The sequence below is a fragment of the Bacillus sp. PAMC28571 genome, from assembly GCF_014250435.1.
Taxonomy (GTDB): Bacteria; Bacillota; Bacilli; order Bacillales; family Bacillaceae; genus Bacillus; species Bacillus safensis.
In genome coordinates this window covers 2,642,657-2,664,014 of sequence record NZ_CP060191.1, presented here as the reverse complement: position 1 = coordinate 2,664,014, position 21,358 = coordinate 2,642,657, and the positions used below count along the sequence as shown (strand labels likewise).

Annotated in this window: 17 protein-coding genes; 13 read left to right on the top strand and 4 right to left on the bottom strand. The window is 41.6% G+C overall.

Features of this window, described 5'->3' with window-relative positions:
* Positions 1 to 214: 214 nt before the first annotated feature.
* The 4 genes from H7F25_RS13550 (at position 215) to H7F25_RS13535 (ending at position 2,839) form a co-directional block, all read left to right on the top strand.
* Entirely contained in the window at positions 215 to 1,432 is a 1,218-nt protein-coding gene (locus H7F25_RS13550; protein ID WP_024423350.1) for an NAD(P)/FAD-dependent oxidoreductase, read from the top strand.
* 135 nt (positions 1,433 to 1,567) lie between these two features.
* Complete coding sequence (locus tag H7F25_RS13545; protein ID WP_157834354.1) at positions 1,568 to 1,693, top strand: YuiA family protein; 126 nt, start codon at positions 1,568 to 1,570, stop codon at positions 1,691 to 1,693.
* 81 nt (positions 1,694 to 1,774) lie between these two features.
* Positions 1,775 to 2,095, top strand: a complete 321-nt coding sequence (locus tag H7F25_RS13540) for a YuiB family protein (RefSeq protein WP_024423349.1) — start codon at positions 1,775 to 1,777, stop codon at positions 2,093 to 2,095.
* Positions 2,096 to 2,194: 99 nt separating this feature from the next.
* The gene (locus tag H7F25_RS13535) at positions 2,195 to 2,839 is read left to right on the top strand and encodes a 3D domain-containing protein (protein ID WP_024423348.1); all 645 of its coding nucleotides are present in this window, start codon (positions 2,195 to 2,197) and stop codon (positions 2,837 to 2,839) included.
* Positions 2,840 to 2,879: 40 nt separating this feature from the next.
* Here H7F25_RS13535 and H7F25_RS13530 read toward each other — a convergent pair whose 3' ends face one another.
* Positions 2,880 to 3,356 (bottom strand): divergent PAP2 family protein, encoded by a 477-nt coding sequence (locus H7F25_RS13530; RefSeq protein ID WP_024423347.1) that lies wholly within the window; start codon positions 3,354 to 3,356, stop codon positions 2,880 to 2,882.
* A gap of 324 nt (positions 3,357 to 3,680) precedes the next feature.
* Here H7F25_RS13530 and H7F25_RS13525 point away from each other — a divergent pair, with 324 nt between their 5' ends.
* The 3 genes from H7F25_RS13525 to H7F25_RS13515 all read left to right on the top strand — a co-directional run bounded on the left by H7F25_RS13525 (position 3,681) and on the right by H7F25_RS13515 (position 7,778).
* A complete protein-coding gene (locus H7F25_RS13525; protein WP_024423346.1) occupies positions 3,681 to 5,171 on the top strand; it encodes a leucyl aminopeptidase in 1,491 nt (496 codons plus the stop codon).
* A gap of 341 nt (positions 5,172 to 5,512) precedes the next feature.
* Complete coding sequence (locus H7F25_RS13520) at positions 5,513 to 6,841, top strand: Na+/H+ antiporter family protein (protein WP_185853811.1); 1,329 nt, start codon at positions 5,513 to 5,515, stop codon at positions 6,839 to 6,841.
* 160 nt (positions 6,842 to 7,001) lie between these two features.
* Positions 7,002 to 7,778, top strand: a complete 777-nt coding sequence (locus tag H7F25_RS13515; RefSeq protein ID WP_025094174.1) for a sporulation protein — start codon at positions 7,002 to 7,004, stop codon at positions 7,776 to 7,778.
* A gap of 38 nt (positions 7,779 to 7,816) precedes the next feature.
* Here the strand turns inward: H7F25_RS13515 and H7F25_RS13510 are convergent, their stop codons facing one another.
* The 3 genes from H7F25_RS13510 to H7F25_RS13500 all read right to left on the bottom strand — a co-directional run bounded on the left by H7F25_RS13510 (position 7,817) and on the right by H7F25_RS13500 (position 11,006).
* Positions 7,817 to 8,413, bottom strand: coding sequence for a biotin transporter BioY (locus H7F25_RS13510; protein ID WP_185853810.1), 597 nt, complete (start codon positions 8,411 to 8,413; stop codon positions 7,817 to 7,819).
* Between the two features lie 116 nt (positions 8,414 to 8,529).
* Positions 8,530 to 9,666, bottom strand: a complete 1,137-nt coding sequence (gene ald, locus H7F25_RS13505; protein WP_024423342.1) for an alanine dehydrogenase — start codon at positions 9,664 to 9,666, stop codon at positions 8,530 to 8,532.
* Between the two features lie 110 nt (positions 9,667 to 9,776).
* Positions 9,777 to 11,006, bottom strand: a complete 1,230-nt coding sequence (locus tag H7F25_RS13500) for a sporulation transcriptional activator AdeR (RefSeq protein WP_024423341.1) — start codon at positions 11,004 to 11,006, stop codon at positions 9,777 to 9,779.
* A gap of 406 nt (positions 11,007 to 11,412) precedes the next feature.
* Here H7F25_RS13500 and H7F25_RS13495 point away from each other — a divergent pair, with 406 nt between their 5' ends.
* The 6 genes from H7F25_RS13495 to essA all read left to right on the top strand — a co-directional run bounded on the left by H7F25_RS13495 (position 11,413) and on the right by essA (position 21,262).
* Positions 11,413 to 11,706 carry a WXG100 family type VII secretion target gene (locus tag H7F25_RS13495; RefSeq protein ID WP_003213769.1) on the top strand — a complete coding sequence of 98 codons (294 nt, stop codon included), beginning with the start codon at positions 11,413 to 11,415 and terminating at the stop codon, positions 11,704 to 11,706.
* 95 nt (positions 11,707 to 11,801) lie between these two features.
* Positions 11,802 to 12,041 carry an ESX secretion system protein YukD gene (locus H7F25_RS13490; protein ID WP_003213579.1) on the top strand — a complete coding sequence of 80 codons (240 nt, stop codon included), beginning with the start codon at positions 11,802 to 11,804 and terminating at the stop codon, positions 12,039 to 12,041.
* Between the two features lie 14 nt (positions 12,042 to 12,055).
* On the top strand, positions 12,056 to 13,369 hold the full coding sequence (gene essB / locus H7F25_RS13485) for a type VII secretion protein EssB (protein ID WP_185853809.1): 1,314 nt from the start codon (positions 12,056 to 12,058) through the stop codon (positions 13,367 to 13,369).
* Positions 13,370 to 13,420: 51 nt separating this feature from the next.
* On the top strand, positions 13,421 to 17,896 hold the full coding sequence (gene essC / locus H7F25_RS13480) for a type VII secretion protein EssC (RefSeq protein ID WP_185853808.1): 4,476 nt from the start codon (positions 13,421 to 13,423) through the stop codon (positions 17,894 to 17,896).
* Positions 17,893 to 20,787, top strand: a complete 2,895-nt coding sequence (gene esaA, locus H7F25_RS13475) for a type VII secretion protein EsaA (RefSeq protein ID WP_185853807.1) — start codon at positions 17,893 to 17,895, stop codon at positions 20,785 to 20,787. The genes essC and esaA overlap by 4 nt, the downstream gene beginning before the upstream one ends.
* Complete coding sequence (essA, locus tag H7F25_RS13470; RefSeq protein ID WP_185853806.1) at positions 20,777 to 21,262, top strand: type VII secretion protein EssA; 486 nt, start codon at positions 20,777 to 20,779, stop codon at positions 21,260 to 21,262. Before esaA ends, essA begins: the two co-directional genes overlap by 11 nt.
* The last annotated feature ends 96 nt before the right edge of the window (positions 21,263 to 21,358 follow it).

The window sequence follows — 21,358 nt, the reverse complement described above, 5'->3', positions numbered from 1 at the left end:
CAGAACTCGCTATTATTGTTAAGGGAACTAAATATTAATTTTTTATGAATTTTTGTCGGATACGGTCAAATGCTTTCGTTTTATGTAGGTGAAAGTTCAGATTTTCACATACTTATTTTTTTGTTTAAATTTCATAAAATGCCGCAAAGCGGTTGAGAATAACGATATGTAATTCTTTATCCGTTTTACAGCAAATTTAAAAAAGGTGGATGTGATTCCAGTGAATAAACCGAAAATCGTTGTATTAGGTGCAGGTTATGGCGGATTAATGACTGTAACAAGATTAACAAAACAGCTTGGCACAAATGATGCGGACATTACTCTTGTGAACAAGCATAATTATCATTACGAAACAACATGGCTTCATGAAGCAAGTGCAGGTACTCTTCATCATGACCGCTGTCGTTATCAAATCAAAGATGTGATTAACAGTTCCCGTGTCAACTTTGTACAAGCAACAGTTGAAAGCATTGATAAGGAAGCGAAGAAAGTTGTGACATCAGATGGCGAACTTTCTTATGACTACCTTGTTGTTGCACTTGGTGCTGTTCCTGAAACATTTGGTATTGCAGGACTGAAAGAATACGCATTCTCAATCTCTAACATCAACTCTGCTCGTCAGCTTCGTGAGCACATTGAGCTTCAATTTGCGACGTATAATACGGATGCTGAAAAACGTCCAGAGCGTTTGACAATCGTTGTCGGCGGCGCAGGATTCACAGGTATTGAGTTCCTTGGTGAGCTTGGAAACCGTGTGCCTGAGCTTTGCAAAGAGTATGACATTGATCAAAAAGACGTGCGTATCATCTGTGTAGAAGCTGCGCCAACAGCTCTTCCTGGATTCGATCCAGAATTGATCGACTATGCGATGAACTACCTTCAAGGTAAAGGTGTTGAGTTCAAAATTGGTACAGCGATCAAAGAATGTACACCTGAGGGGATCATTGTTGGAAAAGACGATGATACAGAAGAAATCAAAGCTGCAACTGTTGTTTGGGCAGCAGGTGTACGCGGTAACCCAATCGTTGAAGAAGCTGGTTTTGAAAACATGCGCGGCCGCGTAAAAGTTTCTCCAGACCTTCGTGTACCAGAAAATGATGATGTCTTCATCATTGGTGACTGTTCATTGATTATCAATGAAGAAATCAACCGTCCATACCCACCAACTGCACAAATCGCTATGCAGCAAGGTGAAACAGTAGCGAAAAACCTTGCAGCACTAGTAAAAGGCGGTTCTCTTGAAAGCTTTAAGCCAGACATCAAAGGAACAGTTGCTTCTCTTGGTGAACACGACGCTGTAGGTGTTGCGTTTGGTAAAAAACTTCAAGGAACAAAAGCTTCTGCAATGAAGAAAATCATCGACAACCGTTCTTTATTCATGGTTGGCGGACCAGGACTTGTTTTGAAAAAAGGAAAATTCAAGTTCTTCTAAACCATCATAGACAAAAACGTGTATCCTCGTGATACACGTTTTTTTATAAGTTGTGGTATATTTTCTCACTTGGTCATTGACGGCAAAATATGTTATGATGAATTATCAGAAAATTTAGATTAAGGAGTGAGCAATATGAATGCACAAACAAAGGAAAAAACATCAATCTGTCAATATTGTTCAGGAAAAGGGTATTTTCAGCTATTGCTCGGCGGATCTGAAACGTGTGAGGAATGTAAAGGGACAGGAAAGAAGCGTTAATCGATCTGCTTTTTCCATTGATTGACTTCATCTCTATTTCCAAGTTAAACTAATGATGGGATATTTGGGGGTGGAGATGAAGTGATCAGTTTACCAGTCGTTATCATTTCAGTTATTTTATTTTTCGTGTTATTCTTCGGCATTGGCTTTTTGCTCAATATGCTACTGAGAATGTCATGGATTATGGCTATTTTATATCCAATTGTATGCCTTTTCATTATTAACAATCAAAAGATGATCGCTTATGTAAGAGAGCCTGGCACTGCTTTTTCAGGAATAGGAGACCGGATCGTCTCACTCGCTGCGGCAGATATCATCATCTTATTAAGCGGCCTGATCGGTGCAATCACATCAGGTTTTGTCATTAATGCACTTCGAAAAAGAGGGTATCAAATGTTTTAACTCACTTGTGGACACGCAAGTGGGTTTTTTTGTTTCTCCTTTGCATAGTTTCCATTTTGTTTGGAAACAAATAGATGGGTAGAGGAGTGACAAATAGAGATGAAAACATGGATGAAACGATTGTTCATGACCGCCCTATTCATGCTTGCACTTTTGACAAGCTTTACGGGCATATCTGGAGTCGAACCAAGTGATTTAGCTGTTTGGGTGAAAAAAACCGATGCGGGCAAGCAAGTATCTTCTTTTTTTCAGCAGCAAAAAAGGGAAACGATCGCACTCAAAAGTGAAGATTCGCGGGCTGTTTCTCTCGAAGAAGCCTTTAATTGGAACGATTACCCGAAGCAGAAAGTTGTGGCAACCGGCTATACAGCAGGTGTGGAATCAACAGGCAAAACGAAGGAACATCATGCATATGGCATTACATATTCAGGCGTCAAAGTGAAACGTGATTTATACTCAACAGTGGCAGCCGACCCATCTGTTTTTCCGATTGGAACGGTGCTGTTTATCCCAAACTATGGCTACGGTGTGGTTGCAGATACCGGGAAAGCCATTAAAGGTCATAAGCTTGATTTATACTATGAAACCGTAGATGATGTGTATAGAGAATGGGGTAAAAAAGTGCTCGATGTGTATATCATCAAAAAGGGTGAAGGGACGTTAACGGAAAAAGACTTAAATCAGCTTAATGAAGCAGAATCGATGCAGGTATTCCGTCAGCAGTTTCAAGCCAATAAAGAATAAAAAAGCTTTGGGCCGTTTAAGGTCCAAAGCTTTTTCGCTTCTACATGAAGTAATAATCTAAGATGAGTGTCAGCAAGATCCCTGTTAAGCCGCCGAAGAAGACTTCAATCGGCTTATGACCAAGAAGCTCTTTTAATTTCTTTTGCTTTTCTTTTTCTTCCGCATTCGGGAAATTCTTTGCTTCGGAAACAAATCGGTTAAAATCTGTTACAAGCTTGTTGAGAACAGTCGCCTGTTCTCCTGCCTGTCTGCGAACGCCTGTCGCATCAAACATCGTAATAATGGCAAAGATGGCGGAAATGGCAAAGATAGATGTATCTAGCCCGTGCTCTAAAGCCACTGCTGTTGAGAGTGCTGTTACTGCTGCGGAGTGTGAACTTGGCATTCCGCCTGTGCTTGTAATGAGCGACCAATCTAGTCGTCTAGAAATGATAAATTGAATCGGTACTTTTACAAATTGAGCAAAAAAGATGGCTGCAAGGCTGGCAAGCAGCGGAAAATTCGTCAGTACGCTCATGAACAAGAAACATCCTCTCTTTAAGAAAAAATATTGTGCGAAATGATGGACTAAAAATCCTAGTATGATGAAAAAATGATAGCAGTAAAAAATGCTGCCAAGTCCATGTTCATTATAACATTAAAGAAAGTAGATGTGGAACGAGGAGAACAAGGACAGGCTGCTCAGGTTTTCGCCGCTTTTTCATGATGCCCTTCCGCGTGTGAAAATATAAATGTTCATCAAGTAAAGACAGACTGGCAATGATCGTATAGGCACGCAAATTTTGATATAATAGAAGTTCCAATGTGAAAAATGGAGTTCATTAAGGAGCGTGTGATAAATATGTTTTTCTCGACAAATGAATTGCAGCATAAAGATACACTGGCGATCGGACTTTTTCAAAAGAGCCAATTATCAGGAAAAGCAAAAGAAATGGATGAATTACTCGAAGGAAGAATCACTGAATTATTAAAAGAAGGCGACATTTCATCCAAACGAAATCAGCTTTCGAAGTTTTTCCCATCCCCTGAAACAGGCATCAAACGCATTTATTTTGTCGGGCTTGGGAAGGAATCAGATTACACGTTTGAAGAGGCAAAAGAAGTGTTTGCCCATTTATTCAAAAAGCTTCATCAAGATAAAAAGCAAGCGGTTTCTGTCTTGCTGGATACGTTTATTGGAAAGGATCTGCCTGCTCAAGATGCAGCCCATGCCCTTTCTGAAAGCTGCCTTTTAGCTACATATGAATTACAGGATTTTAAACATAAAACAAATGAACCGGATCGTTTTATCGAGTTTGTTTATGCAACGACAGAGCATGATCAAGCTGAAATTCAGGCGAGTTTGAAAGTCGGCGAAGTGTACGGACAGTCAGTTAATTCGGCCCGTACCCTTGTGAATATGCCGCCGAACATGCTCACATCCTCTGATCTGGCTTCGTATGCGGCAGAGCTTGCATATAAATATGAATTTGAGATTGAAATTTTAGATAAAGAACAAATGGAAGAGCTCGGAATGGGCGGTATTTTAGCCGTCAATAGAGGCTCAACAGAACCGCCAAAACTCATCGTATTAAAATATCAAGGCAAGGAAGAATGGACAGACGTCATCGGCCTTGTCGGTAAAGGCATCACGTATGATACCGGCGGCTATTCTTTAAAGCCAAGAGCGAGTATGGTTGGCATGAAAACAGATATGGGCGGCTCAGCCTCTGTTCTAGGCGCAATGGAAATCATTGGCGAACTTCGCCCAGAGCAAAATGTCATTGCGGTCATCGCCTCAACCGATAATATGATCTCGGCAGACGCTATGAAGCCGGACGACGTGATTGTGTCACTAAGCGGTAAAACAATCGAAGTGCTCAATACGGATGCAGAAGGCCGTCTTGTTTTAGCAGATGGGGTGACATATGCGAAGCAGCATGGTGCCTCTGTCCTTGTAGATGTGGCCACATTAACAGGCGGTGTCATTGTGGCGCTTGGAAATGAGACAACAGGCGCGATGACCAATAACGATGAGCTGTACGCTCAGTTTAAAGAAGCATCAGAAGAATGCGGTGAAATGATCTGGCAGCTGCCAATCACGGAAAAAGATAAGAAACGAGTACGAAACAGCAAAATGGCGGATCTCAATAACTCACCAGGCCGTGATGGTCATGCGATCATGGCAGGTGCTTTCATTGGCGAATTCGCAGAGGAGACGCCTTGGGTTCACTTAGATATTGCAGGAACTGCAACAACAGAAAAACCTTCATGCTTTGGACCAACAGGGGCAACAGGTGTGATGGTGAGATCACTCGCAACATTTGTGGAACGATTTGAAGGAACAAAATAAAGGAGAAGGCTCTGCCAAGTGGCAGGGCTTCAGATTGTTGACAAAGAGCTAAAATGAACTTTATTTTAGCTCTTTGTCTTTTTCTTTTCAGCGTGATAGAAAACCTTTGAAGTCTAGGAAGGACGAGTACTGGAGCGGAGCGAATTTGACATTCGTGAGCACCAGCACGCAGGACTGACAAAGAATGCGAGGGTTTGTCTACACGCTGGGCTCTGCCAAGTGGCAGAGCTTTTTTATGTAGGACATACGCCATTTGACGAAGTTTTTTTTCTATGGTAACATACGTTGGTACTTTAATTATCTACTACATTAGTAAACTAAAGGATTTCGGGGGTTTCACCATGAATGCAGTTGTTTTAGCGGTTGTTTTAATGTTGATATTAAGCTTGCTGCGGGTCAATGTCGTGATTGCGCTGGCAATAGGCGCTTTAGCTGGCGGACTTGCAGGTGGAATAGGCTTGGGAGGAACAGTGGACGCCTTTACGGACGGACTCGGAGGAAATGCAACAGTGGCGATTAGTTATGCGTTATTAGGAGCATTTGCTGCGGCACTGACGAAAACAGGTCTGCCAGATGCTATGGTTGAAGGAGCAGTGAAGCTTCTAGGAAAAGAAGGCGATTCAAGACGGAAAACACTATCAAAAGTGCTCATCGTTCTTGTCATTTTGATCGTGTCCTGTTTTTCACAGAACGTCGTTCCTGTTCACATTGCCTTTATCCCAGTCCTCATTCCGCCGTTATTAAAGGTGTTTAACGAGCTTCAGATTGACCGCAGACTGCTAGCGTGTGTCATGACCTTCGGACTCACTGCACCATATATATTACTTCCAGTCGGTTTTGGACAGATTTTCCACGGAATGCTTCGTGACAATATGAAGGAAGCGGGTCTAACCGTAAACCTTGCAGATATTCCGTATGCGATGCTGATTCCTGTAGCAGGCATGGTTCTTGGCTTGATCGTTTCCATTTTTGTATATCGAAAGCCGAAGGTATATGAGAATCGTGAAATTACAGACGTAGAGAAATCGGCTTATACGAAAAAAAGCTTATTCTTTGCCGGTCTTGCTATTCTCGTTTCGTTGATTGTCCAGCTTTATCTATCACAAAGCCTTGGTGTGGAAGGAATGATCTTCGGTGCACTCGCAGGACTGCTTGTCTTGTTTGTGACTGGAATGATGAAACGGGATGAAGCAGATGAACTGATTACATCTGGAATGAATATGATGGCATTTATCGGTTTTGTCATGCTTGTTGCGGCTGGGTTTGCCAATGTTTTAACAAAAACAGGAGACATTGAATCTCTTGTCAAAGCATCTTCCCAATTTATCGGAAACAGCCAGAGTCTTGCGGCGATTTTAATGCTGCTCGTTGGTCTGCTTGTGACAATGGGAATCGGATCATCATTTGCAACGATTCCGATTATTACAACCATCTTTGTTCCTCTTTGCTTACACTTAGGTTTTAGTCCAATGGCTACCATTGCCATTATTGGCTCTGCTGCGGCTGTTGGAGATGCAGGTTCACCTGCAAGTGACAGTACGCTTGGACCAACATCTGGATTGAATATGGATGGACAGCATCACCACATTTGGGGAACTTGTGTCCCGACTTTTATCTATTATAATATTCCGCTTGTTCTGTTCGGCTGGCTGGCGGCGATTATTCTGTAAAATGAAAAGCTTGTAGAGAAAACAATGATGTTTTTTCTATAAGCTTTTTTTGTTGTTCGCAGATGAAAAAATAATTAGGACAAAAGTACGAATTAAATGAATCTTTCTTTCTCTATCTTACGTATATATGCTGATAAAAATGAAAAGGGGAAGATGGGACATGTCATTTTTTAAAAAGCTAGCGGCAAGTGCAGGAATTGGTGCGGCAAAAGTAGATACCATTTTAGAGAAAAACGCTTATTATCCAGGACAAGAAGTAACGGGAACTGTCCATGTAAAGGGCGGAAAAATTGCTCAGGAAATCCGCCATATCAATGTTAAAATTGAAACACAGTATGTGATTGTAAAAGATGATGAAGAGCGTAGAAAATATGCAAACATCCATTCTGTACGGGTGGCGGATTCTTTTACCATCCAGCCTGGAGAAAAGCATGAATTTCCGTTTTCTTTTATTCTTCCTATCGATACCCCGATGACGATCGGAAAAGTTGAAATTGCAGTGGAGACAGACCTTGATATCCAAGGCGGAATCGATAAATCAGACTATGACCGCATTTTCGTTGAAGCACACCCTTGGGTGAGAAATGTACTGGAGGCCACTAGAAATCTAGGCTTCCACCTGAACGAAGCAGACTGTGAGCAAGCACCTTACTTCCAGCGGCGCCTGCCATTCGTCCAAGAATTCGAGTTCATTCCGACATCAGACTACTATCGCTATATGCTTGATGAGTTAGAGCTGATTTTTCTGATAGATGAAGGCGGATTAGACATTGTTTTCGAAGTCGACCGCAGAGCAAGAGGCCTGAGAGGCTGGCTTGAGGAGATGTATAATGATGGGGAACAGCTTGTGCGCTACCGCTTCAGTCCATCAGATCTTGAAAATGTAGAAGTGCTTGAAGGAATGCTGGAAGAAATCATAGATCAATACGCTGAGTAATGATGAAAAAGAGCCTGAATGAAGACAGGCTCTTTTTTCTATGATACAGCTTCTTGTTTTCGAAAGGATGTGGCTTTGGATACAGAGCGATAAATTTTAGGTGCCAGCATCGCAAGTAATATAGTCAATGCGTAGTCTTTTACCATAAACCAGATCATAAAGAACCATGTGGTTTGATAGGAAATCGGTGCATTAAGCCATACATTTAATGCGAGGTATGTATAGGTCGTTCCGATCACATACATCACGGTCGTACCAGCAATGGCTGCAAGCAAAAAGCGGCCAAAGCCAGGGTTTTTTCTTTTTTCTAGAATGAATCCGGCAAGCCAGGCAGCAGGGATGTATGATAATACAAAGCCGCCGCTTTTGCCTAATATGACCCCAAAGCCCGCAGAGAACTGGGCGAATGCAGGTGCACCAGCAATTCCAACCAAGGCATAGACAATCATAGCTAATGCGCCAAGCCGTCTGCCGAGTAAGAGACCAGCAAGCACACAAAAAAACGGCTGCATCGTAAGTGGAATTCCGCCGACCTGTAAAAATGGCACAATGGATGTGATATTGGCTCCGATAGCCATGAGTGCAGCAAACATTCCCACTAGCACAAAGTCAGCAGTTCTTGTCTTCTTTTGCATGATGTTTCCCCCTGTCTTATCTGTACAAATAGATTAAGGGGAAGAGGGATTTTTGTCAACTTGTTTTTATTTTAGGTTAACAATAAAACCCGCCCATCAATAGGGCGGGTAGCTGATTAAGCTTCGGTCATAAAAGAGGCATCGATGGCTTTGCTGACAGGTACGTAATCATAGCCGAGATCACGAGCGACCGCTTCGTACGTGATATGTCCGTTCATCACATTGACACCTTCTGCGATGGCATTGTTTTCTCTAATAGCTTTTGCAGCGCCTTTATTCGCAATTTGCAGCGCATATGGAACAGTGACATTCGTTAGAGCAACAGTTGATGTCCGCGGAACCGCGCCTGGCATATTAGCGACAGCATAATGTAAAATGCCGTGTTTTTCATAAGTAGGCTGATCATGGGTTGTGATGTGATCAATGGTTTCGACAATGCCGCCTTGATCAATCGCTACATCCACAATGACAGAACCAGGCTTCATTTGTTTCACCATTTCTTCTGTCACAAGCGTCGGTGCTTTGGCACCAGGAATCAGCACCGCACAAATGAGAAGGTCTGCCTCACTGACTGAATCTGCAATGTTGACAGGGTTGGACATTAACGTTTTCATTTGATGGCCAAATTGGTCGTCCAGCTGACGCAGGCGTTCTGCGTTTACATCAATCAGGGTGACATCTGCGCCAAGTCCGATCGCCATTTTCGCTGCGTTTGTTCCAACCACACCGCCCCCAATAATGGTGACCTTTCCTCTTGATACCCCTGGTACACCTGCAAGTAAAATACCCTTTCCGCCTTTTGGCTTTTCTAAAAATTGAGCCCCAATTTGAGCGGCCATTCTGCCTGCTACTTCAGACATTGGTGTGAGAAGAGGGAGTGATTTTCCGTCCGTTACTGTTTCGTAAGCAATGGCTGTAACGCCTTTTTGTTTTAATGCTTCAGCCAAGGAGGGCTCTGCGGCTAGATGCAGGTACGTAAATAAGATAAGTCCTTCTCTGAAATAAGGATATTCCTCAGGTAATGGTTCTTTTACTTTCATGATCATATCAGAAGATGCCCATACATCTTTCGCCTGATCAAGAATCTCTGCACCAACAGATACATAATCGTCATCAGTGAATCCGCTTCCAAAACCAGCGTTTGTTTCAATTAAAATCTGATGTCCAGCTGAAAGCAATTGAGAAGCTGCTCCTGGTGTTAAAGCCACTCGGTTTTCATTGTTCTTAATTTCTTTCGGAATGCCGATGATCATGTTTATTCCTCCTATGCTTATCTATTGATATTGTATGTCTAGTGTATCCGGAAAGTTTAGAAAATTCTTCGGTTGAAATAAAAAATAAAAAAACGCCTCTTTGTGAAATTTCACAAATGGACGTTTTTTAGTTTCATATCAAGGTAGATGGTCATTTTTTCATTCATGTTTTTTAAATCAATTTCTGCGATGTCTGTAATCCGTTTTAATCGATAATTTAAGGTATTGATGTGGATGTTTAATTGCTTTGCGGCAATATTGGCATTGCTGTCACAGTCAATAAACCGCTCAAGGGTTTCGACAAGGTTGGAATGATGCCTCAGGTCGTAATCCTCCAGCTTTGATAAAGAGTAACTGGAGTAAGAAGAGCCCTTTCGCTTCTCAGCAAGCACATCAAGATATTGATAAATGCCTAGTTCAGAAAAGCTGTTTAAACGTTCTGTTTCAACTGGAAAGCGTTCTTTCGTCTTTAATACAGCCAGTGCTTCTTTATAGGAAGGCTGAATTTGAGAGATGTTATCGTAAATTCCTCCAATTGCTGCCTGAACATGCTGAATATGATACCGGTCCGCAAGCTGCTGCAGCATGCCGCTTGTGAATTGCTTAATATCTTGAAGCGGATGTTCTGTTTTTGGTGAGACAAGAATAATGAATTCGTGAAAATCAACAGTCGTTAACAGTACCTGTACTTGCTGTGTTGTTTCAAGCAGATAGGACAGCTTTTTTTCTGTTTCCTCTGTGAGTTCGTCACGAAGACGGAAGATGATGATGGCATATGTGTCTGGACATCTGATGCCAAGCCTTAAAAATAGGTCAAGCATCTCATCCTTTTCATGAATATGACCTGTGAGCATCTTCCAGAAAAGCTCCTGATTACGTTCTTCTGTTTTCGTTTTTCGAATTTGTAAATTGAGTAATTTGTTTTTCACGGCATGCGCTGCCATTTTGAGAAGGTCCATTTCTTCTTCTGAAAAAGGCTGTGCGGATTCAATCGCCCAAATAAATCCGAGCACTTCTTTGTCCTTCCAGATCGAAATGGCGACCCTGCTAGATAAACCCACCTCTGCAATTTGAGGGACACGAAGCGGTTCGTCTGTTTTAAGGAGTGTAGGAATGATGCCGTCCTTCCAAAGCCGATTAATGACTTTTTCCGGTACCCGGCGGGAGATAATGGTTGAAGTTCTGGCGGGATCAGTAAAATCATTGTGTGTGCTATATGCCAATAATCGATGATGAGTATCTTCTATAGTAATAGGGCAATTGAGCACATCACTAATTTGGTCTGCCACATCCTCTAAACGATCAAGACTATACTTAAACGGATCTGTCTTTTTTGTCATAAAAAACCCCTGCTTTTTCGAATATTTCACGTACTTACATTATGAAGAGAATGAGGTACGTAAATCAACAAAAAACTGCCATAAACTTAAAAAAACAAAAAGTGTGAGAAGCAAGCAAATGGATGTTGAAGCATGTTGAAAAAGAAATAGTACAATAATAACGTAGTAAAAAATCAATAGGCGGAAAGATCCACCGAAGCAGGTGGATACTTATTATGAATATATGACCAAAAAACTGTTAAATACTAGATAAAAAGCGAAAAAACAGTAATTCTATAGACTCATTTTGTAAAATAAAAACAGATTTGTTTGACTGTGTATCATTTCTGTTTTTATAATAATAACGTCAAAAAATAAGTGGATTAGCCCATTATATGGCGGCTATGCACGGGAGGTAATGAGGAATATGTCAGGAATTATTCGCGTAACCCCAGAAGAACTAAGAGCGACCGCTAAGCAATATGGTGTTGAAAGTCAAGAAGTGTTAAACCAAGTTGATCGTCTAAATAGAATGATCTCTGATTTAAAAGGAATGTGGGAAGGTGCTTCTAGTGAAGCATTTGCTGATCAATACGAACAGCTTAAGCCTTCATTTATCAAAATGTCTGATCTATTAACAGATGTCAGCAATCAGCTTGATCAAACGGCAAATACACTTGAAAGCACTGACCAAGACATCGCAAGCCAAATCCGCGGCTAATCAAAGGGATTTCCTTTCTAAGTGTGAAAAGCAGAAACAGCGCCGAGTCTGTCAATGGATGCCGGCGCTCTTTCTATTTTGTGAGGTGGAAATTTGTGTATATCGATATTACCATCGACTTAAAAAATTATGATGGCAGTGTGTTTGATTTGAGACTATCAAATTATTTACATATTAAACAAGTCATCCATATCGCCTGGCAGGCAAAACAAATCTCACTTCCAAAGCGAGAAGGCGGATGGGTGCGGGTAGTCAATAAGAAAGCTGTGTTTTCAGGCGAATATAAGCTGTCAGACTGTGGAATTACCACAGGAGACAGGCTGGAAATACTATGAAAGGACTTTTGTAAATGGCAGATAAAAAGAGTTCCTATTTAGAAGAACAATTAGAAGCAGTCATGAAAAAAGAGGGAGGCACCTATACCTTTATTTTTCAAAAAGAGACGATTAAACTCTTAGACGGTTTAGAAGCGGCACCGATCAAAGACATCAATCCTTCATTTCAGAAAGAGATTCAATTAACTGAAGATGAGGTCATCATTTCTATACAACCGCCTCCTGCCTATCAGGAATTTCGTTTCATCCATGCAAAGGATGAAAAAAGCAAATGGATTTTTTCATACCAGCTTGTCGATGCAGTTCTTACACACGACGTGAAGCGGCTGCATCCTATTGTTTCTCCTGAAAACATTGTTTTTCATCAAGGCTTAGCTCCTGCATTTTTGCATTATGGAGTCAAAGAAAGCATCCCGCCATATGAAACCGATGAGCATCGCCTGTTAAAAGAGGTCAAGGCTGTCGTTCTTCGAGTGGTTGACCATGAATATCAATTTCAAGAATATGTGGCTTACAATGAAACGTTGAAATTATCTGAGCTGGCAAAAGAAATTAGTGAAACGAAGTCGCTGGAAGAATTGTCAACTTTGATTGAGCAAAAGATCAAAGCAATCGATGCGAAAGAAAAAACGCTCTTAACCATTCCTAAAAAGAAATGGAAGATCGAGCGATACATTGGACTAGGTCTACTTGTCCTGTTAATCCCTGCATTGGTGTACACCATTTACACCTTCTTTTTTGCCATGCCAAAACAAGAAGCATACGTCGAGGCAAACAAATATTATCTCAACAAGCAGTACAGTCAAGTGGTGGATACGTTAGAGAAGTATCCAGCCAATCAAATGCCAGTCTCTCTTCAATATGAACTGGCCATTTCGTATGTACAAACGAACCAAGGCAGTTTGTTGCTTGATCAGCATAAAAAAGAAATCACAGAAACGTACACATTACAGACAGATCCGCAATACTTCCTATTCTGGATTCATATTGGACAAGGCAATAGCAAGGAAGCACTTGATATTGCACGGGTGCTTGGAGACGACAGGTACATATTTACGGCACTCGTCGCCTATCGCAATGAAATTCAAAACGATGACAGCCTTTCTGCTGAAGAAAAACAAAAACAGCTAGATCCGATCATTAAGGAAATGGCGAAATATGAAGAAAAAGAAACAACCGAGACAAGCACAAGTGACTCCTCAGACGCAAGCCAAACAGATGAAACAGCTGAACAAAAAGAGCAGTCAAAAGCCGATCAAGAGAAAAAAGAGAAAGAATCTGAAGCGAAAAAGAAAACCTCTCAGACGAAAAAAGATGAGAAAAAATAATTCTTTCGATACAACTGACAGTTGGTGCTGTCCCATGAGGAGGTGGAGCGTTTGAGTCTTCTTTGGGTTTTTTATGAGGAGGATTATCAAACTGTCCGTTTAGATGAACAGTTCAATCGAGAAGCTCTGATTGGACCTGAAATAGAGCATACAGTGACAATCCCTTCACTTTCGTTTGATGAAGGGGTCATTCGTTTATCTCCTGATGAACCGAATGATGGTTTTACTATTTATCAGGGAGATGAGAAGAAAGGCAAATTACTTCCACATGAACCATATCAGCTTGGTTCACTCACACTTATTTTAATGGATGCACATCATGATCAACATATTTATTACCTAGGAAATAGAGTGGAGCTGTCTTTTTCACGTGAAGAGAAAGATGAGATTGATGTGTGGAAAGAACAAGCTCATTCCATGTTTCAAGATGCCAGCCAGTTCACTTTAGAGAAAATCGAAGGAACATGGTATGTCATGCCTCAGGACGAGACGATTTACGTGAACGGAAAGAAAATCCACGGTCCAGAGAAGATTTATGCAGGAGATGAGCTGTTCTGGAACTTTCTGACGGTGACATTTAAAGATGATGATTTATTACAGGTGACAGCATACGAACCCTTTCATACACGTTTGGAAAAAACAAGACCGCCAAGTACAGAAACAAAACAAAAATACCCTTCATACAGACGTACACCGCGTTTGATTTATGATTTGCCAGATGACCGGGTATCCTTTAGCTTTCCTTCGCAGGAGAGTGAAAATAATAGCAGAGGGCTTTGGCTTGTTGTCCTTCCGCCGCTTGTGATGCTCCTTGTGATGGGGATTGTTGCCCTTATCCAGCCGCGTGGAATCTTTATTATCGTGTCAATGGCGATGTTTATCATGACGTTAATTACATCGTCCGTTCAATACTTTAAGGAAAAATCACAGCGCAAAAGACGAGAAGAGAAGCGGCAGCGTGTCTATTCTCTTTATTTAGAAAATAAACGAAAAGAGCTGCAGGAGCTGTATGACCGCCAGCAATATATTTTGACGTATCATTATCCGTCATTTGAACAAATGAAGTATTTAACATCAGAAATCAGCGGACGCATTTGGGAAAAGACGCTTGTGAGTGACGACTTCTTGCACCTGCGTCTTGGAACAGGCGCAGTCCCATCAAGCTATGAATTATCGATGAGCGGCGGCGATATGGCCAATCGAGATGTTGATGACTTAATGGAACAAACGCAGCACATGCAAAAAGTATATCGTGAAGTGAAGAATGTCCCGATTACATTCGGTCTTGCGGATGGTCCAACAGGATTAATAGGGAAGCCTGCGATTGTGAAAAATGAGCTTCATCAGCTAGTTGGACAGCTTGCTTTCTCGCACAGCTATCACGATTTGAGATTTGTCTTTATCTTTCATGAGCAGGAGTATGAGAATTGGGAATGGATGAAATGGCTTCCGCACTTCCAGCTGCCTCATACATATGGCAAAGGGTTTATTTACAACGAACAAACACGCGATCAGCTGTTGTCCTCTATTTATGAAATTTTACGCGAGCGTGATTTAGAAGAAGAAAAAGAGAAGAAAAATTTTACGCCTCATTTTGTGTTCATCGTGACAAATCATGAGCTCATTGCCGAGCATGTGATTTTAGAATACCTAGAAGGCAGCCGGACAGATCTTGGTATCTCCATCATCTTTGCAGCAGAAACAAAGGAAAGCTTAGCTGAAAATATTTCGACGCTTGTCCGTTATATTAACGAAGAAGAAGGAGATATTCTCATTCAGCACAAGAAGGCAGTACGAATTCCGTTTCAGCTTGATACACATCAGCGCGGGGACAATGAACTGTTTGCCAGAACACTGAGAACATTAGATCATCAAGTCGGTATGACCAATTCGATTCCTGAGACGGTCTCATTCCTTGATCTTTTCCATGCCAAACAGGTAGATGACATTGGCATTCGTGAAAAATGGCTGACTTCAGAAACGGCCAAATCATTATCAGTTCCAATTGGTTATAAAGGGAAAAACGACATTGTCGATCTGAACCTGCATGAAAAAGCACATGGCCCGCACGGACTGTTGGCGGGAACAACGGGATCAGGGAAAAGTGAATTTTTACAGACGTATATTTTATCGCTCGCTGTACATTTTCACCCGCATGAAGTTGCTTTTCTGTTGATTGACTATAAAGGCGGCGGAATGGCGCAGCCGTTTCGAAATATTCCTCATTTACTTGGAACGATCACCAATATTGAAGGCAGCAAGAACTTTAGTGAAAGAGCGCTTGCCTCAATTAAAAGTGAATTGAAGAAAAGACAGCGGCTGTTTGATCAGTATCATGTGAATCACATCAATGATTATACGAAGCTTTACAAGGAGAAAAAGGCTGAGCAGGCAATGCCTCACTTGTTCTTAATCTCTGATGAGTTTGCTGAATTAAAAAGTGAAGAGCCAGACTTTATTAGGGAGCTTGTCAGCGCTGCACGTATTGGCCGAAGCCTCGGGGTCCATCTCATTTTGGCTACCCAAAAGCCAGGCGGGGTCATTGATGATCAGATTTGGAGTAACTCCCGTTTTAAGGTCGCACTAAAAGTACAAGATGCGTCAGACAGTAAGGAAATTTTGAAAAATAGTGATGCAGCGTCCATTACCGTCACAGGCCGCGGTTATTTACAAGTGGGCAACAATGAAATTTATGAATTGTTCCAATCGGCTTGGAGCGGTGCACCATATATGGAAGATGGCTACGGCTCAGAAGATGACATTGCCATTGTGACAGATACTGGTCTTATTCCGTTATCAGGGGTAAGCACAGAGCCAGCAGTGAAAAAAGAGACAGTGACGGAGATTTCCGCTGTTGTGGATGAAATTGAACGTATGCAGCAAGAGCTTGGAATTGAGAAGCTGCCAAGTCCATGGCTTCCACCGCTTGAGGAACGTATTCCAAAAACACGTTATGCGTCGAGTGAAGAGCATGTCTTCCATTTTGCGCTTGTCGATGAACCAGATCAGCAAAGCCAGCATCCACTTTCTTATCAAATGATGGAAGATGGGAACATTGGCATCTTCGGTTCCTCCGGCTACGGCAAATCACTTGCTGCCACAACACTGCTGATGAGCTTTGCGGAGAGGTATTCACCTGAAGAATGGCACGCATATATTTATGATTTCGGAAACGGAACATTGCTTCCGTTAGCTAAACTGCCGCATACGGCGGATTATTTCTTAATGGATCAGATGAGAAAGATTCAAAAATCAATGAAGCGTCTGCGGGAAGAGGTTGAATATCGCAAGCGCTTATTCAGACAGCAAGAAATGAGTCATATCAAAATGTACAACGCCTTAAATGAGAAAAAGCTTCCGTTCATTTTTATCGTGATTGACAACTTTGACATTGTCAAAGACGAAATGCATGATCTCGAATCTGAATTTATTCAGCTGAGCCGTGACGGACAATCACTAGGTATATACTTCTTGATTACAGCAACCCGGGTAAATGCAGTGCGTCAATCGCTGATGAACAATCTGAAAACAAAGATTGTCCATTACTTAATGGATCAAGGAGAGGCGTACTCGATTATTGGCAGACCGAAATTCAGCTTAGAGCCGATCCCAGGACGAGTCATTATTAACAAAGAAGAGCTTTATTTTGCGCAAATGTTTCTGCCAGTTGAAGGAGAGAACGATCTCGAATTGTTTGAGCATTTGAAACAAGAGATACAGATTCTTCATGACCGCTTTGAACCATCCGAAAAACCAAAGCCTGTGCCAATGCTTCCTGATAAGCTGACAGTTTGGGAGCTTGAGAGTCGTTTAGATGAACAAAAACCGCCTTATGACATTCCAGTCGGATTAGATGAGGAATCTGTGGCACCTGTTTATTTTGACTTGAAAAAGAATAAACATTGCCTCATTATCGGTCAAACGCAGCGCGGGAAAACAAATGTGACAAAACTGATGCTCGATCAGCTTTTAGTGGCAAAGCCTGAAAAGCTGGCTGTCTTTGATTCAATTGATCGAGGTCTATCCCATTATGCAAAAGAAGAGAACATTGATTACCTTGAAACAAAAGATGATATCACCGAATGGGCAGAAGAAATGGACCGCATATTCAAGGTGCGGGAAGAAATGTATGTCGAAGCTGTGCGCCAAGGGGAGACCGATCAGCTGTCATTTCCTCAAATTGTGCTTGTGATTGATGGCATTACGCGTTTTCAGCAGACGATCGATCCGCGTCTTCAAGATCAATTGGCTGATTTCATGAAGTCATATGCACACTTAGGCTTCAGCCTGATTGCATCAGGGAATCATACCGAGTTTAGTAAGGGCTATGATGCACTCACAAACGAAATCAAACAAGTTCGTCATGCTATGTTACTCATGAAAAAATCAGAGCAAAACATCATACCGCTTCCGTATGCAAGACAAGAACCAGAGATTCAGCCAGGCTTCGGGTATTTGGTTGAAAACGGAAAAGAGAAGAAAATCCAGGTTCCTTTATGTGCGGTAGAAAGGAAGAGTGTTCAATGACAGAGCAGCAAAAAAGCTCCATCAAAATCGTATCCACCATGATATTGATTCTTGTGCTGCCGGTTTTATTTTTCCACCTGATTGGAGATGACCCGGCAAAACAGAAGAAGAATGCCACGCGAAATATTGCAGTGGTCAATGAGGATATGGGAGCGAGCGAAAGTGAAAACACGGCTCGTTTCGGACAGGATGTTGTGGCAGCATTGTCAGAACGTCCTGATTATACATGGACTGTAGTGAATCGCAGTGCGGCGGAAAATGGACTGAAAAACAGAAAATATGACGCTGTCCTTTATATTCCGTCTGATTTCTCTAAAAATGTGCTGAGCTATGATAAAGACCATCCTGAAAAGGCGTCCATCCAATTTTCGATTCAAGATCAGCTCAATGCAGTCAATAAAGAGAAAGTGCAGAGAGAGCTGGAAAATGCGCAAAAGAAAATGAATGAACAGATGTCGACGCTATACTGGAGTTTTGTATCACAGGAAATTGGCAATGTGAGAGAAGAATTTGAGCATATTGTCGGCAAAGAAGTTGAATTCCAAAACACGATGTACAACTTCTATAAACCGAACTCAAACAAACTATCAGATGCCGTCCAGCAGCAGAAGAAACAAATAGAAGAATTAAAAAATGCGATGGCCGATTCACAGAAACAATATAAAGACGGCTTGAGTACAACAGAAGAAGCAAAGAACCGATTAAAGGACTTTGTGAAAGTAGTCGATCAATACCAGCAGTATCAAGATAAACAAAAGGATCTCTTGATCAAAGCACAATCAGCAAGCCAAAAGCAAATCCAGCAAGGGCTCAAACAGCTCGCTGACATTCAAAACCAAAATGCCCGCAGCTTTAGTGATCAAATGGGCGGACTCAAAACAGACATCAACGGGGTACAAAGTCAGCTGAAAACAACGGACAGCGCCATCCAATCTGTTCAAAAGTCGAGAGAAGACGTTATTCCTGATCAATCAAAGGGATTAGCTAAACTTGTGCAGGACTCTCAGGAAGAACTAATTAAAACCTATGAAAAGCGGTACTTGGACTATTATAAAAATAAGATTATCGTCTTGCAGAATAAGTTAGATACAAAAAGGCAAGAGTTAATAAACGCATCTAAGCCGCCAGAAGACGATAATGATGACGATTCATCAGATCAAGATAATGAAAACCCAGAAGAGATTGGGATTAACCTAGATGAAGAAACAAATGAGCTCTCACAAATTTCAACAGAAATGAACGATCTTGCGGATCAATTAGCAGATCAGGAGACACCGCCTACTGGAGATAACAATGATGATAATACAGGTGATGATCCTGCTCAGCCAGATACCGGCAGCACGAATTCATCGAAGGATGATCTAAAAGCACTCGCTACTCGTCTAGATGAAGTGAAAAAGAAAATTCAAGAAAAAGCGGCCGCTCATAATGACGAATTGAAAGATAAAGTGAGTCAGATAAATGAAGAGCTTAAAGACCTTTCTGACAAAATAGATAAACTTGAAAAGAAGTTTTTACAGTTACAAGATCGATATAATGTGATTCCAAATGAAATCAAAAATCAGGAATCCTCTATTTTAAGCAAAGTAAAAGAGCTGAAACAAGAAAACTCACCTATTGCAAATGCCTTTAACATTAAGATATTTGATCAAGAGTTTGAAACAAATACAAGAAACACTAAGAAATTAATGGAGTATTCCAATCAACTCTCCCAACTAGAAATGATGCTTAATGATTTATACGAACCATCTAATAACTCTTCTCTATATGATGCAAAAGAAGAGAATATCCAGTCCATCCTCTCCATCAAAAAAGAAGAAACAGAAAACTGGGATAAGCTCAAAAACCAGATGCTGACATCAAACGATGATGTGTCTACTTTTATTGATGAGATGCAGAAGTTTTCAGATGGTTATGCGGAGTACATTACGACTCAGCAGGCAAGCATGGAACAGGAGTTACAGACAATCTCTGAAAGTGCCGACAATGTAGCTGAGCAAATGGCTGATCAAGGAGATGCGGTGTATACGGCAGATCTTGCAGGCAGTTCAATAGTTGTCAGTGCACAGGATTCAATTGGACAGGAAGTGCTTCGTCTTTCTGAAAATATGAGTTCGTTAACCGACCGCCAAAAAGGGGTGGCGGATTATACGAATAACATTGAAGAGAGTGTCACAACAGTTCAAGAAAAAGCAGATACGCTGAATGAAAACTGGAGCAAGAATGTCGACTCTACAAAGCTTGTTCAGCAAGATTTAAAGGGTATTTTAGGAAATACATTAAGTGATCAAGGCAACAGCAACTATGTGTATAACCATTTAGCCAATCCGCTGAAAATCAGCGGCGATGTGCCGGAAGAAAAAACGCAGACTGTACCGCCGGTCGTCATTTTGGTCATTGTGATGATCAGCAGTTTGTTAATTGGCTTTTTCAGCTCGTATTATGCGTCAGCTCCGATGCTGGTCAAAGGTGCACTGTTTGGCATCTTGAATCTATTAGTCGGACTCATGATCAGCTTGTTTGGACTGAACATTTACAAACTAGCAGATGATCAAGCCATTCAATGGTCGATCTTCACCATTTTGTTATTAGTGGCGTGCTCTGCTTTTATTCGCACGGCCTTCCTATTCGGTTCTATTGCCGGGTGGATGGCAGCAACAGCGCTGATTTTCTTCTTTGTCGCACCGTTAATTGATTTGGTGATGCCGAATTTCCACTTTACCAATCCAGTGACAGACGTGTACCTGTCGATTCAATATGGAAATGGAGACACCTTTGGAATGGGCGTCACAGGGTTAGTGATTTTAACTGTTCTTTTCATGGTCGTACCGCTTGTGAAAAAGCTATGGAAAGATAAAACAGAGGAACGTGATGTGACTCATGAAGCTTAATCTATTCGTGAAAGGGACGGCACTCGCTGCCGTTTCCCTTTTTCTCCTCATCCCTGCTGCTTTCGCTGCTGATGAAGATACGGATACGAATGTCAAGCCGAATGAATATCAGGAAAAGGAACTCAATATTAACTCGAGTATATTGAGGGATCAAACGAAATACGAACAAAGCAAAACGACATCAAAAATCAAAACAGACATTCATTTTGCTAAACCGCCTAAAGCCCCGGGGGGATCTCTTTCTCCGCAGCTATTTAGTGATCTAAAGGAGAACCCGCCCAAAACACCAGCTCGTATGATGAAAGAGATGAATATCTCTTTTAGTGATTCGGCTGTATCAGCACCTTCTGAGGATGAACATGAGAAGCAGACATCGGCACTGCTTCCGATGATCTTTGGTTTCTTGATAGCCCTTGGTCTCGTTGTGATGATCATCCTGATTCCAAAGGTGAATGTGAAGGCTGAAAAGAAATAGTCTGTCTCTTTTAATAGAGGCAGGCTTTTCTTTATGCAGATTGCTTGCTGTCATACCGTTTCACTACGTAAAATAGTGATATCAAGGGAGGAGATT

Coding starts and splice junctions, on each gene's coding strand:
- H7F25_RS13545 (WP_157834354.1), top strand. CDS start 1,568: ATGAATGCACAAACAAAGGAAAAAACATCAATCTGTCAATATTGTTCA.
- H7F25_RS13535 (WP_024423348.1), top strand. CDS start 2,195: ATGAAAACATGGATGAAACGATTGTTCATGACCGCCCTATTCATGCTT.
- H7F25_RS13530 (WP_024423347.1), bottom strand. CDS start 3,356: ATGAGCGTACTGACGAATTTTCCGCTGCTTGCCAGCCTTGCAGCCATC.
- H7F25_RS13525 (WP_024423346.1), top strand. CDS start 3,681: ATGTTTTTCTCGACAAATGAATTGCAGCATAAAGATACACTGGCGATC.
- H7F25_RS13520 (WP_185853811.1), top strand. CDS start 5,513: ATGAATGCAGTTGTTTTAGCGGTTGTTTTAATGTTGATATTAAGCTTG.
- H7F25_RS13515 (WP_025094174.1), top strand. CDS start 7,002: ATGTCATTTTTTAAAAAGCTAGCGGCAAGTGCAGGAATTGGTGCGGCA.
- H7F25_RS13510 (WP_185853810.1), bottom strand. CDS start 8,413: ATGCAAAAGAAGACAAGAACTGCTGACTTTGTGCTAGTGGGAATGTTT.
- ald (WP_024423342.1), bottom strand. CDS start 9,666: ATGATCATCGGCATTCCGAAAGAAATTAAGAACAATGAAAACCGAGTG.
- H7F25_RS13500 (WP_024423341.1), bottom strand. CDS start 11,006: ATGACAAAAAAGACAGATCCGTTTAAGTATAGTCTTGATCGTTTAGAG.
- H7F25_RS13495 (WP_003213769.1), top strand. CDS start 11,413: ATGTCAGGAATTATTCGCGTAACCCCAGAAGAACTAAGAGCGACCGCT.
- essB (WP_185853809.1), top strand. CDS start 12,056: ATGGCAGATAAAAAGAGTTCCTATTTAGAAGAACAATTAGAAGCAGTC.
- esaA (WP_185853807.1), top strand. CDS start 17,893: ATGACAGAGCAGCAAAAAAGCTCCATCAAAATCGTATCCACCATGATA.
- essA (WP_185853806.1), top strand. CDS start 20,777: ATGAAGCTTAATCTATTCGTGAAAGGGACGGCACTCGCTGCCGTTTCC.